The following is a 12,677-nucleotide window of genomic DNA, read 5'->3' on the forward strand; positions in this document are numbered from 1 at the left end:
CCAGGAAGGGATACCGCGCCCGTGCTCGCCGACCCGACCACACCGCAGTCCGCGCCGCCCGGCACCGATCTGCTCGTGGGCGGCGCGTCGGCCGAACGGCCCGCGGCGGGCCCGGTGGTCGGGTCCTTCCGGCGGGGACCGTTCACCGTGCTGAAGATGGCCGGTCCGCTGCAGGCCGGCACCGTGGTCACCGCCGAGGCCGAACTGCTGTCCACCATCGTGCTGGCCCCGCCGCCGCTGCACCTGGCGCTGGATCTGACCGAGGTCACCGCCATCGACGCCCGGGGCGCGGTCCTGCTGGCCAAGACCCGCTTCGCCGTCCGCGCCGCCCGCGGCACCCTGCACCTGGTCGCCCCCACCGACAGCCCCGTCTACACCGCCCTGCACCTGGGGACGACGGGGTCGGTGATGCGCTGGGCGACGGACCTGACCGACCTCCTCGCCCGGCACGCCGGCCAGGATCACCCGGCTCCGGCCGAACGCCTCGCCGAGGACGCCCGCGCCGCCGACCGAAATCCCGGCCCGCAGGCCGTTCGCCCGGTCCCGCCCCCGTCCACGGGACCGCGGGCGGGGGCGGCCGCGTCCGGTCTCTAGGCGCTCAGCTCGGTCAGCCCGGGATCCTCGCCGGAGAGGCCGTCACGGACGCCGATCTCCGGAGATAGGCCGGTCATCTCCAGCACTTGCCTCACGTACGGATGGGGCCGCAGGAGGACGAACCTCCCCGCGCGCCGCTCGACGTCCTGCCGCAGGTGGACGAAGGTGGTCAGGCCACTGGAGTCGCAGAACTCCACGCCTGCCAGGTCCAGCGCCAGCCGAGGTTCGTCGACTCCTTTCAGGGCGGCCTTGACCGCGGACTTGAGCTGGTCGACGGACGACAGGTCGAGCTCGCCGCTCACCTCGACGACGATCCAGCCCTCCCGCCGGCCGATGGTGATGGTGAGCTGGTCGCCTGGACCGTGGGGCACTACGGAGACCACTTGCCCCTCCTGTCGACTCGTCCTCTTGGTGACCCCAGTATGGCCGCAACATCCCGGGCGAGGTAAGGCGCCGGATGGCGGGCATACGGCGGTGAGCACGCCGACACCCCGAGTTCCCGACCGCCTTCCGGGTGCGGCGGCCCCCGGGGAAAGGGCGGTGGGAAAGGCGTCAGGTCACGGATGCGGCCGAACACCCGGCCGCGGAGAAAACATTCCTGCCCTGACCGTCCCGGAACGAATGACGCCCATGATTCATCGTCCGCTTATCTCCAAAAGGAGACATTCCGCGTTTTTCGTGCTGCGCGACCGGCACGTGGTAATGATCTCGCCAAGCATGGAGCTTGTTCCTCGTACCGCCGCATGAGTTTCCACGGGCCGGGTTATCTCTAACCGTGCCCTGCACCTCGCAGGAATGCGAACTTTCCCGATGATGAGCTGGGAGGCTCAGATGATGAAGCGACTGGCCGCGGCCGGTGTCGTGTCCGCCGCCCTCGGCGGTGTCCTGATGACGGCTCCGGCCGCCATGGCGGCCGGCACCGACGTCTCGGTCACGGCGGACTGGAGCGGCCACCACAAGGACCCCGGCTACTGGGAGGGCTACGGCGCCGGCTACGGCAACGGCCACAAGGACGGCCGCGAGGAGGGCTACGGCGCCGGCTACGGGGACGGCCGCCAGGACGGCCGCGAAGAGGGCTACGGAAAGGGCTACGGGGACGGCCGCCAGGACGGTTACGGGCAGGGCTACGGGGACGGCCGCAAGACGGGCCACGAGGAGCACGAGAAGCAGGAGAAGAAGGAGAAGGAAAAGAGGGAGAAGAAGGAGGAGCGCCACGAATACCGCTGACCGAGGCGGCTCCCGGCGCAATACTCGGCCGCGCCGATCGTGATGTGCCCCGTCCGCCCGCATGAGGACGGACGCCGAGGGGCAGGGACCGCGGGTCCTCGGCCCCTCGGCCATGCGGCCGGACCCGGCACACCCCCGGGAACACGCCGCCGACCCGCGGCCACCCTTCCCCCGCGGGGCCGGCGAAGACCGCCGGAAACGAGCGGCCCGCGCCGCGACGAGACGAGACCGCGCGACCTCAGGCCCGCGGACCGCCGCGCCGCGGGCGCGGCGAGGGACGCGCCAGTGACAGCAGATCGCGGGCCGGACCGGACGGGCGCCGCCCGGCCGGCCACACCGCCCGCAGCGGGCGGCGCAGATCCAGGTCGGCGACCGGCACCGCGACCAGCCGGCCCCCGGCCACCTCGTCGGCCACCGCCAGCTCGCTGACCACCACCGGACCGGCCCCCGACACCGCGGCCGCCTTGAGCGCCGTCGTGGAGGCCAGCTCCAGCAGCGGCGCCGCGGCCCCACCGAACGCGGCCAGCGCCCGGTCCAGCACCTCACGGGTGCCCGACCCCTGCTCCCGCAGCACCAGGGGAGTGCCCGCCAGCTCCCCGGCGGTGACGGCGCCGCGCCGCCGCGCCCACGGATGCCGGGGCGCCACCACCACGACCAGGCTGTCGGTGGCGACCACCGTCCCGCCCAGCCCGGCCGGGGCGCCGATGCCCTCCACGAACCCCAGATCGGCCTCGCCCGCCAGCACCCGCTCGGCGACCGCCGCGGAGTTCGCCGTGCGCAGCGTCACCGCCGTCCCCGGCCGGACCTCGTGCAACGCCAGCAGCCAGCCCGGCATCAGATACTCGGCGACGGTGAGGCTGGCCACCACCCGCAGCCGCCCGTCCCGCCGCTCCCGCAGCGCCCGGGCGCCCGCCTCCAGCGCCTGCGCCGCCTCGACCACCTGCGCCGCCCACCCGGCGACCAGCGCACCCGCCTCCGTCGGCCGCGACCCGCGCGGGGACCGCTCCAGCAGGGCCACCCCGAGCCGCCGCTCCATCGAGCGGATACGGGCACTGGCGGCGGGCTGCGTGATCTCCAGCTCGGCCGCCGCCCGGCCCACGCTGCCCAGCCGCACCACCGCCAGCAGCAGCTCCAGCGCGGCCAGGTCCGGGACACGACGGGACACCGGGGTCATAAACCCAGCTTATGACCTCATAGCGCGATGACCTCTACCGGCGGCCCCGGCGCGCTCCGACGATGGACCCCATGACCGCCCTGCGCCCCGCGCCGCCGCACGCCCCGGCCCGCCCCGCCGGAACGCTCCGGCACCTGGGACCCAACTGGTACGCCTGCGTGATGGGCACGGCGATCGTGGCGAACGGCGCGCACGCACTGCCCCTGAACCCGCCCGGCCTGCACACCGCCGCCGTGGCCTTCTGGGCGCTGTCGGCCGTACTGCTGCTCACCGTCATGACGGCCCGCGCGCTCCACCTCACCCGGCACTGGACCCAGGCCCGCGCCCACCTGCTGGCCGACCCCTCCACAGCGGTCTTCTACGGCTGCCCGCCGATGGCCCTCCTCGCGGTCGGCCACGGAACCCTCGTACTCGGCCGCGACATCCTCGGCCCGGCCACCGCCACCACCGCCGCCACAGCACTGTGGACGACCGGCGCCCTGTACGCCGTGGCCGTGGCGACCGGCATCCCCTACCTGCTGATCACCAGACCCGCCACCCGGACGGCCTCGCCCACCCCCACCTGGCTGCTGCCCGTCGTGGCGCCCGTGGTGGCCGCCGCGCTCGGCCCGCCGCTGATCCCGCACCTGCCGCCCGGCCAGGCCCGCGAGACCATGCTGTACGCCTGCCAGGCGCTGCTGGGCGCCGGAGTCCTGGCCACCCTGGCGCTCCTGCCCGCCGTCCTGGCCGCCACACCACGGCTCCCACAGCCGCTGACCCCCACCCTGTTCCTGGTGCTCGGCCCCCTCGGCCAGTCCACCACCGCCGTCGCCCACCTCGCCGACGGCGCCACCACCGCCGCCCCCCAGCACGCCGCCGCCACGCACACCCTGGCGATCGTCTACGGAGTGCCCGTCCTCGGCTTCGCCATGCTCTGGCTCGTCATCGCCGCAGCCGCCAACCTGCGCGCCCTGCACCACGGCATGCCCTTCACGATGACCTGGTGGGCCTACACCTTCCCGGTCGGCACCTGCGTCACCGGCGCCGCCGCCCTGGCCCGGCACACCGGCCACCCCGCCTTCACCGCCCTGGCCGCCGCCCTCTACCTCCTGCTCGTCACCGCCTGGACGACCGCCGCCCTGCACACCGCCCGCGGCACCGCCACCGGCAGGCTCCTCCAGCCGCCCACCCCATGACCGATTCCTACAAGACCCCCACCCGAGGAATCCCTAAGGTCGAGGTCATGAAGACCCTCACCACCGACCGGCTCACCGCCGCCGAACGATTCCTGTGGCTGAACGCACGAGTGCTCGAACGCCGCCGCTTCCAACTCCTGTTCCAAGGAGGAGCGGCCGAGCCCCTCACCGCGGCGCTACGCCCGTACGAAAACCCCGACGGCGGCTACGGCAACGCCCTCGAACCCGACCTGCGAGGCGACGGCAGCCAGCCCGTACCCGCCCAGCACGCCCTCGAACTCCTGCACGAGGCCGGACAACACGACGACCCGGCCATCGACCGCCTCTGCGACCACCTCACCACGATCACCGCACCGGACGGGGGAGTGCCGTTCGTGCTCCCCAGCGTGCGCGACACACCTCACGCTCCCTGGTGGCAGACCCCCGACGTCCCTCCAGGCTCCCTGGTCCCCACCGCCACCCTCGCCGGGCAACTCCACCGCATCGGCTCCCGCCACCCCTGGCTCCCACGCGCCACCGCCTTCTGCTGGACGGCCATCGACGCGCTGAACGAAGTGCCCCCCTACATCGCGTACGCCGTCCTGACCTTCCTCGACCACGTCCCCGACCGGGCCAGAGCCGAAGCCGCCTTCGAACGACTGCGCAAACCGATCCTGGACTCGGTCACCCTGGACCCCCACGCCACCGGCGAGGCGCACTTCCCGCTCGACTTCGCCGCCACCCCGCACGGATTCGCCCGCCGCCTGTTCGACGACGACCTCATCGACGACCACCTCGACGCGCTCATCGACGCTCAGACCGAAGACGGCGGCTGGACCGTCAACTTCCCGATCTGGACACCGATCACCGGACACGAATGGCGCGGCGTCATCACCGTCGACCGCCTCAAGACCCTGCGCGCCTACGGCCGCCTCGGCTGACCCGCCCCACGGCACGGCCGGACCGCCGGCTCACGCCGTACGGCGACCGACCCCGGGGAACTGCGCGACACGGCCACGCACCCGTCACACCCCGGCGGCCCGGCCGGTCAGCTCCCCGAACGTCACCCCGGCCAGCGACCGCACCTCATGCGCCAGATGCGCCTGATCGGCATAACCCGCCGCACCCGCCGCCTCCGCGGCCCCCACACCCGAACGGGCCAGCCCCAGCGCCCGCTGGAAACGCAGAATCCGCTGCAACGTCTTCGGGCCGTACCCGAACGCCGCCACCGCCCGCCGCCGCAACTGCCGCTCACCCAACCCCAGCCGCCCGGCAGCCTCCCGCACCGGCCACCTCGCCAGCGCCGCCACCATCGCGGCTGCACACGGATCAGGCCGCAACCCCGACCCGCGCACCCGCCCGGCCACAGCCTCCGCCAGCACCCCCACCGGATCGGCCGCCGACACCAGCCGCTCCGCCAAAACCTCCGCCGTGTCCCCCCACAACTCCGCCAACGGCACCCGGCCGTCCCGCACCGCATCGGCGGGCACCCCCAACGCCGGAGAAGCCAGACCCGGCCGGAACCTCACCCCCGCCATCCGGCCGCCCGCCGGCACCACGGCCCGCTGCGGACCGGTGTCCGGCCCGGCCACCAGCAACCCGCCCCCATCCGACCAGACCACGTCCACACAACCATCCGGAACGACCAACTGGACGAACGCCCCGTCCCCCCGCCCACGCTCATGCGTCCACAGGCAGGCGAACCCGAACCCCTCCGGCGCCGGCCGCTCCCGATAAGCCGAACGTGACATGCCCCCATGCATACCATCCGCCTGTGCGGGCAGGGCGAAAGAAGGCACACCGCTTATCGACGAAGGAGTTTGCCATGGCCGATGAACTACGCGGCAAGACCGTCGCCTTCCTCGTCGCCCCCGAAGGCACCGAACAGGTCGAACTGACCGAGCCCTGGCGCGCCGTCGAGGACGCCGGCGGCCGGCCCCTGCTGGTGTCCACCCAGTCCGGACGCGTCCAGGCGTTCAACCACCTCGACAAGGCCGACACCTTCGCCGTCGACACCACCGTCGAGGTCTCCGGCGCCGACGAGTTCGACGCACTGGTACTGCCCGGCGGCGTCGCCAACCCCGACTACCTGCGGACCCAGCCCTCCGCCGTCGCCTTCATCAAGGCCTTCTTCACCGCCGGCAAGCCGGTCGCCGCCATCTGCCACGCCCCCTGGACCCTCATCGAGGCCGACGTCGTCCGCGGCCGCACCCTCACCTCCTGGCCCAGCCTGCGCACCGACCTGCACAACGCCGGCGCCCACTGGGTCGACCAGGAGGTCGTCGTCTGCCACGACGGGCCCAACACGCTCGTCAGCAGCCGCAAGCCGGACGACCTCAAGGCCTTCTGCCAGGCCACCGTGGAAGCGCTGCGCGGCTGATCGTCACCCTGCGTCGATTGGTCTAGACCCCAGGGCTAGACCAATCGATGAATCTTTCGGGACGGTGTCCTGCATAAATACCCCTACCGAATGGTAACTACGTAGGGTTGAGGCCGTGACCCGTCGAGCGAAGATAGTCAGCACCATCGGCCCCGCCTGCTCCAGCGACGAGCAGATCCACGCCCTCGTCGAGGCCGGCATCGACGTCGCCCGGCTCAACATGAGCCACGGCGACCACGCCGACCACGAGGCCGTCTACCACCGCCTGCGCGCCGCCTCCGACGCCACCGGACACGGCGTCGGCATCCTCGCCGACCTGCAGGGCCCCAAGATCCGCATCGGCCGCTTCGCCGAAGGACCCGTACGCCTCACCCTCGACGACGAGTTCACCATCACCACCGACGACGTCCCCGGCACCCGCAAGGAGGTCTCCACCTCCTACCAGGGCCTGCCCGGCGACGTCGCCCCCGGCGACACCATCCTCATCGACGACGGCCGCGTCGCCCTCGAGGTCACCGACGTCGACGGCCCCCGCGTCCGCACCCGCGTCGCCGTCGGCGGCATGGTCTCCGACAACAAGGGCCTCAACCTGCCCGGCGTCGCCGTCAGCGTCCCCGCCCTCACCGAAAAGGACGAACACGACCTGCGCTGGGCACTGCGCCTGGGCGTCGACATGATCGCCCTGTCCTTCGTGCGCACCCCCGCCGACGCCGAGATCTGCTACCGCGTCATGGAGGAGGAAGGCGTCCGCGTCCCCCTCATCGCCAAGATCGAAAAACCCCAGGCCGTCGACGCCCTCCCCGAGATCGTCGCCGCCTTCGACGGCATCATGGTCGCCCGCGGCGACCTCGGCGTGGAACTGCCCCTGGAACAGGTCCCCATCGTCCAGAAACGCGCCATCGAACTGTGCCGCGAAAAGGCCCGTCCCGTCATCGTGGCCACCCAGATGCTGGAATCGATGATCTCCGCGCCCCGCCCCACCCGCGCCGAGGCCTCCGACGTCGCCAACGCCATCTTCGAGGGCGCCGACGCCGTCATGCTCTCCGGCGAGACCAGCGTCGGCCAGTACCCCATCGAATCCGTCCAGACCATGAGCCGCATCGCCCTGGCCGCCGAGCGCGCCAGCCTGCGCGCCGTCCACTCCCTCGAACGGATGCCCGAAACCGTCGGCGGCGCCATCGCCCGCGCCGCCGCCGAGGTCGGCGCCATCGTCGGAGCCAAGGCCCTGGTCGCCTTCACCATGTCCGGCGAGACCGCCCGCCGCCTGTCGCGCTACCGCTCGCCCATCCCGCTGCTGGCCTTCACCACCCTCCAGGCCACCCGCAGCCAGCTCGCCCTGGTGTGGGGCGTGGAGACCTTCATCGTCCCCCACGTCGACCACACCGACGACATGGTCCGCCAGGTCGAACAGTCCCTGCTGGAGATCGGCCGCTGCCAGAAGGGCGACCGCGTCGTCATCGTCGCCGGCTCACCCCCCGGCACCCCCGGCTCCACCAACGCCCTGCGCGTCCACCGCATCGGCGACGCCATCGCCATCCGCCACTGACCCCCGCCCCGGGCCACCAGCCCCGCCCCGGCACCCCGGCCAGAGCCCGGACCAGGCGCGTACGCGGTGGAAGTGCCCCGCCACCGCGCACGCGCCTGAACGCTTCCGGCCACCGGCTGGCGACACCACGACGGACGGCACGCTCACCGCCCCACCGGCAAAGACCCGGACGCGCCCAGCGCCACGGCCGCGCTTTACCGGGACCGGCCCCATGGTCTCCGGCAATACCGTGCGAGCGAGCGGCGGACCGGCGAGGACCGGTTCGCGACAGGCATGCCGTACCCGGTGGACGAAAACGCGGCCACCGCATCGGCCCGGTCCGCGCCGCCCCGGGCCGTCACGAAGCCGGAGACATCCCGGACACCGGCGGCACCGATCAGTACTTCGGCCCCACGAACTCGTCCAACCGCGCCACCGCGTCCTTCCGGGCGACGGAGATCTCCCGGGGCTTGTTCTGTTTCCATGCGATACCGAGCCGGTCGAGCGCGCCGGTGTAGATGTTGCGGATGTCGTCTGACAGGTTGGTGAAGAGGTAGCGCGAGTACTCGTACCAGCGTTCACCCCCTTTGAGAGGGCGTCGAATCCGATTGGCCACCCGGCATCCGTCCGAGTGAAGCAGTCCCCGGACGAGTTCTTCGGCGTGCTCGTCGACGATCTCCTGTTGCCAGAGCGACAGCTCAATTTTACGGGTGTGCTTCATGCCGGGGCCGTGCTGGGGAAACAAGCAGGGCCAGTGCCGGGACACGCTCTTGACCTCGGTACAGCCGGTGCACGGTATGCGGCGGACCTTGTTGTCTGGACGGATCGAACGGATCGCCCGCTCGCATTCGTCGATCAAACCGGGCCATGAGTTCGCGCACATGATGCGGAGAGCCCAGACGGCCTTCGTGGGGTCTCCGGCCGGACTGATGCAGCCGTCCCCCAGGTACAGGCCGAGGAGGTAGGCGTAGTCGGCGCGGGGCTCGGGGACGGACGGATTTTCCTGGCAGCGCGGACATGAGGCAACGAGTTTCGGGGCCAGGGTCCTTGTCGGATCGTCACGCCACTCTTTCACGGTCGCACGTGAAACGCCTGTGCGTCGGCTCACTTCCGAGACGGTGAGTCCCTCTCGGAGGAGTCCGAGCGCTGCCCGGCGAGTTGCGATGCCATGCATGAAGTAAGCGTTGCAGACCAATGAGAAAACCACCGCCGATATCGGCGGTGGTCATATAAATGTGCCCCGGGTGGGACTCGAACCCACACTGTTCACCTTTTGAGGGTGCTGCCTGTCTGCCGATTGGGCTACCGGGGCTTGCCGGCGTCAGTCTGGCTTACCGGGACCGCGCCTGACGCTAGCTTAGCGGGTCCTAGTAGTCTCGTGCGCGTGACCGAGAGCGTTCGACGTGTTGTGATCGCAGAGGACGAGGCCCTGATCCGCCTGGACCTCAAGGAGATGCTGCAGGAGGACGGCTACGAGGTCGTCGGCGAGGCCGGGGACGGGGAGACCGCCGTCCGGCTGGCCACCGAGCTCAGGCCGGATCTGGTGATCCTGGACGTGAAGATGCCCGTGCTGGACGGGATCTCGGCCGCCGAGCGCATCACTGCGGAGCGGATCGCGCCGGTGGTGATCCTGACCGCCTTCTCCCAGCGGGAGCTGGTCAAGCGGGCCACCGAGGCGGGCGCGATGGCGTATCTGGTCAAGCCGTTCACCAAGACCGACCTGGTGCCGGCGATCGAGATGGCGGTGAGCCGGTACGAGGAGATCCGGGCGCTGGAGGCCGAGGTCAGCACGCTGACGGAGCGGCTGGAGACCCGCAAGGTGGTGGATCGCGCCAAGGGCCTGTTGCAGGAGGCCAACGGCTGGAGCGAGGCGCAGGCGTTCCGGTGGATCCAGAAGACGTCGATGGACCGGCGGCTGACGATGCGCGCGGTGGCGGACGCGGTGCTGGCCGGAGGTCTCGGCGGGAACGCGGGGAACGCCGGGGACGGTGGGGGCGAGAGCGCCGCGGGCGCCGCCGGGGGGTGAGCGGGGCGGTCCCAATCCCTATTTGGGCCGGGGCCTGCCCCTTACTGGGACTGAGGGCCCAATTTGCTTACTTTCCGTAGTGGAATATGCCGCAAGCTGGTGTTCTTCGGGCACGGAGCTGTAACGAAGAAGTAACCCTTCTGTCCGAGAGTGCTGATCTTGACGGGGTGGACGGTGTACTACGGGTGCTGTCCGTACGGTTCGCCCCGCACGCCGGGGTGATGCCGCGGACGTCATGGGCATCCGATCCTCGGATCTTGATCGAAAGGTTGGGCACCTTGCGGCGCAACATACTGAGGGTGACTGGCGCTGTGGCGCTGAGCGCTGCGCTCGCGCTGAGCGCGGCCGCGTGCGGCGGGGACGATGAGGGCTCCGGCGGGGACGATGGCGTCGTCATCGGCTTCATGGGTGACCTGACTGGAGAGAACTCCGGCATCGTGATCCCGCCCAAGCAGGGCGCGCAGATGGCGATCGATGAGTACAACGCCACGAACCCGAAGACGAAGATCACCCTCAAGACCTACGACAGCCAGGGCCGGGGTGAGCAGGCCGTTCCGCTGGCCAAGAGCGCGATCACCAAGGACAAGATCGTCGGCCTGATCGGCCCGGCGTTCTCCGGTGAGTCGCAGCAGGTGGCGCCGGTGCTGGAGGAGGGCAAGATCCCCAGCATCTCGCCGTCGGCCACCAACACCGCGCTGGGCAAGAACGGCTGGAAGTACTGGCACCGCATCGTCGGTAACGACGAGATCCAGGGCGGTGGCGTCGGGGAGTTCATCACCCGGGCGCTGAAGGCCAAGAAGGTCTTCGTGATCCACGACAACTCCGAGTACGGCAAGCCGCTCGGTGAGAAGGTCGAGGCCACGGCCAAGACCGGTGGGGCCACCACCCAGGTCGACGCGATCAACCCGGAGGGCTCGGACTTCGCCGCGACGGTCAACAAGGTGAAGTCGTTCGCGCCGGACGCGATCTTCTACGGCGGGTACTACGCCGAGGGCGGCAAGCTGCTCAAGCAGCTGCGTGAGGGCGGCGTGAAGGCCCGGTTCCTGTCGGGCGACGGTTCGCTGGACAAGGGCCTGGCGGCGGGTGCCGGCGTCGAGAACGCCAAGGACTCGGTGATCGCCTGCCCGTGCCTGATCGACCCGCAGGGTACGGCCAGCCCGGCGTCGAAGAAGTTCTCCGAGGCCTACAAGGCCAAGTTCAACGCCGACACCGCGATCTACTCGGCGGAGGGCTACGACGCGGCGACCGCGTTCATCGAGGCGATCAAGGCCGGCAACACCACCCCCGAGGACATCAACTCGTTCCTGTCGAAGGTGGACGTGGCGGGTGTGTCCAAGCAGGTCAAGTTCCTGCCGACGGGTGAGCCGGCGGCTGCGGACGTGTACGTCTACAAGGTGGAGGGCGAGACGCTGCCGCTGATCGGCAAGGCCTCCGAGGCGACGGTCTGACGGCTGCCTCGTTCAGGCCTGACGGCTGCTTCTTCCCGGCCTGACCTCGGCCTGACCCGGCCTGGTCCGGTGTTCGGGTGACCTCAGGAACGCTCAGGAGCGGGAGTGCCCCGGCGCTCCCGCTCCTTGACGAAGGCGACTAAATGTTCGGTAACTTCATCGATCAGTTCTGGCCGTCCACCATTGACGGCCTGTCGCTGGGCGCGATCTACGCGCTCGTCGCCCTGGGCTACACAATGGTCTACGGCGTTCTGCGACTCATCAACTTCGCGCACTCAGAGATCTTCATGATCGGCACGTTCGCCGCGCTGGCGACGCTCAACGCGATCGGCCTGTCGGCCCCGGTGGGGGGTCTGGCGCTGATCGGGCTGGTGTTGATGCTGGCGGTGGTCGCCGGGTTGGTCTCGGGGGCCAGTGCGGTGGCCCTGGAGTTCGTGGCCTACCGGCCGCTGCGGCGGCGGGGGGCCTCCCGGCTGGCGGCGCTGATCTCTGCGATCGGCGCCTCTTTGTTTTTGCAGCAGCTTTTCGCGCGGGTGCTGATCCCCTGGTGGTTCGACCTGCCGAAGGAGAAGGGCGCGCTGCCGATCCCCAAGCACTTCACCGAGACCGTCGACCTGTTGTCGATCGGTGACTTCATCATCCGCAACGACAAGCTGTTCGTGATCCTGGGGGCGATCGTGATGATGATCGCCCTGGACCAGTTCGTGAACCGTACCCAGCTCGGCCGGGGCATCCGGGCCACCGCCCAGGATCCCGAGACCGCGGTGCTGATGGGTGTGAACATCGACCGGGTGGTGTCGGCCACCTTCATGATCGGTGGCGTGATGGCCGGGGTGGCCGCGGCGCTGTACCTGATGCGGTTCGGGGAGACCAACTACTTCGTGGGCTTCCTGCTGGGCATCAAGGCGTTCACGGCCGCGGTGCTGGGCGGCATCGGCAACCTGCGCGGGGCGCTGGTCGGCGGGCTGACCCTCGGGCTGATCGAGATGTACGGGTCGGTGATCTTCGGTTCGGCCTGGCAGGACGTGGTGGCCTTCTCGGTACTGGTCCTGGTTCTGATGTTCCGTCCCACCGGAATCCTCGGTGAATCTCTCCAGCAGGCGCGCGCATGACAGACAACGGCAACGGTAAGGGCAACGCGGTCCTGAC

The 12,677-nt window shown here is 70.6% G+C and carries 13 protein-coding genes and 1 tRNA gene; 9 read left to right on the plus strand and 5 right to left on the minus strand.

Features of this window, described 5'->3' with window-relative positions:
- The first annotated feature begins 21 nt into the window (after positions 1-21).
- Positions 22-594, plus strand: a complete 573-nt coding sequence (locus C4U03_RS01675; RefSeq protein ID WP_103935797.1) for an STAS domain-containing protein — start codon at positions 22-24, stop codon at positions 592-594.
- Here the strand turns inward: C4U03_RS01675 and C4U03_RS01680 are convergent.
- Positions 591-977 carry an STAS domain-containing protein gene (locus tag C4U03_RS01680; RefSeq protein WP_160146882.1) on the minus strand — a complete coding sequence of 129 codons (387 nt, stop codon included), beginning with the start codon at positions 975-977 and terminating at the stop codon, positions 591-593. The two genes, C4U03_RS01675 and C4U03_RS01680, sit on opposite strands and share 4 nt — an antisense overlap.
- A 448-nt stretch (positions 978-1,425) precedes the next feature.
- On the opposite strand from C4U03_RS01680, the gene C4U03_RS40975 reads away from it, so the two are divergent.
- On the plus strand, positions 1,426-1,821 hold the full coding sequence (locus C4U03_RS40975) for a hypothetical protein (protein ID WP_200826964.1): 396 nt from the start codon (positions 1,426-1,428) through the stop codon (positions 1,819-1,821).
- A gap of 238 nt (positions 1,822-2,059) precedes the next feature.
- Here the strand turns inward: C4U03_RS40975 and C4U03_RS01690 are convergent, their stop codons facing one another.
- Positions 2,060-2,995, minus strand: coding sequence for a LysR family transcriptional regulator (locus C4U03_RS01690; protein ID WP_103935799.1), 936 nt, complete (start codon positions 2,993-2,995; stop codon positions 2,060-2,062).
- Positions 2,996-3,066: 71 nt separating this feature from the next.
- Between C4U03_RS01690 and C4U03_RS01695 the strand changes: the two genes are divergently transcribed.
- A complete protein-coding gene (locus C4U03_RS01695) occupies positions 3,067-4,170 on the plus strand; it encodes an SLAC1 family transporter (protein ID WP_103935800.1) in 1,104 nt (367 codons plus the stop codon).
- Between the two features lie 47 nt (positions 4,171-4,217).
- Positions 4,218-5,090, plus strand: coding sequence for a hypothetical protein (locus tag C4U03_RS01700; RefSeq protein WP_103935801.1), 873 nt, complete (start codon positions 4,218-4,220; stop codon positions 5,088-5,090).
- Positions 5,091-5,174: 84 nt separating this feature from the next.
- Here C4U03_RS01700 and C4U03_RS01705 read toward each other — a convergent pair whose 3' ends face one another.
- Positions 5,175-5,900 carry a DUF6597 domain-containing transcriptional factor gene (locus C4U03_RS01705; protein ID WP_103936267.1) on the minus strand — a complete coding sequence of 242 codons (726 nt, stop codon included), beginning with the start codon at positions 5,898-5,900 and terminating at the stop codon, positions 5,175-5,177.
- 74 nt (positions 5,901-5,974) lie between these two features.
- On the opposite strand from C4U03_RS01705, the gene C4U03_RS01710 reads away from it, so the two are divergent.
- Positions 5,975-6,529: a type 1 glutamine amidotransferase domain-containing protein gene (locus C4U03_RS01710; RefSeq protein WP_103935802.1), complete on the plus strand. Its 555-nt coding sequence runs from the start codon at positions 5,975-5,977 to the stop codon at positions 6,527-6,529.
- 115 nt (positions 6,530-6,644) lie between these two features.
- On the plus strand, positions 6,645-8,075 hold the full coding sequence (gene pyk / locus C4U03_RS01715; RefSeq protein WP_103935803.1) for a pyruvate kinase: 1,431 nt from the start codon (positions 6,645-6,647) through the stop codon (positions 8,073-8,075).
- 376 nt (positions 8,076-8,451) lie between these two features.
- Here pyk and C4U03_RS01720 read toward each other — a convergent pair whose 3' ends face one another.
- Positions 8,452-9,228 carry a helix-turn-helix domain-containing protein gene (locus C4U03_RS01720; protein ID WP_103936268.1) on the minus strand — a complete coding sequence of 259 codons (777 nt, stop codon included), beginning with the start codon at positions 9,226-9,228 and terminating at the stop codon, positions 8,452-8,454.
- A gap of 62 nt (positions 9,229-9,290) precedes the next feature.
- Positions 9,291-9,366, minus strand: a tRNA-Leu gene (locus C4U03_RS01725).
- A gap of 66 nt (positions 9,367-9,432) precedes the next feature.
- Between C4U03_RS01725 and C4U03_RS01730 the strand changes: the two genes are divergently transcribed.
- From C4U03_RS01730 to C4U03_RS01740, 3 genes are all read left to right on the plus strand, one after another.
- A complete protein-coding gene (locus C4U03_RS01730; protein ID WP_103935804.1) occupies positions 9,433-10,080 on the plus strand; it encodes an ANTAR domain-containing response regulator in 648 nt (215 codons plus the stop codon).
- Positions 10,081-10,379: 299 nt separating this feature from the next.
- Positions 10,380-11,528, plus strand: coding sequence for a branched-chain amino acid ABC transporter substrate-binding protein (locus tag C4U03_RS01735; protein ID WP_235017568.1), 1,149 nt, complete (start codon positions 10,380-10,382; stop codon positions 11,526-11,528).
- A gap of 143 nt (positions 11,529-11,671) precedes the next feature.
- Entirely contained in the window at positions 11,672-12,640 is a 969-nt protein-coding gene (locus C4U03_RS01740; RefSeq protein WP_103935806.1) for a branched-chain amino acid ABC transporter permease, read from the plus strand.
- Positions 12,641-12,677: the final 37 nt, after the last annotated feature.

The sequence above is a fragment of the Thermomonospora echinospora genome, from assembly GCF_900108175.1.
Taxonomy (GTDB): domain Bacteria; phylum Actinomycetota; class Actinomycetes; order Streptosporangiales; family Streptosporangiaceae; genus Thermomonospora; species Thermomonospora echinospora.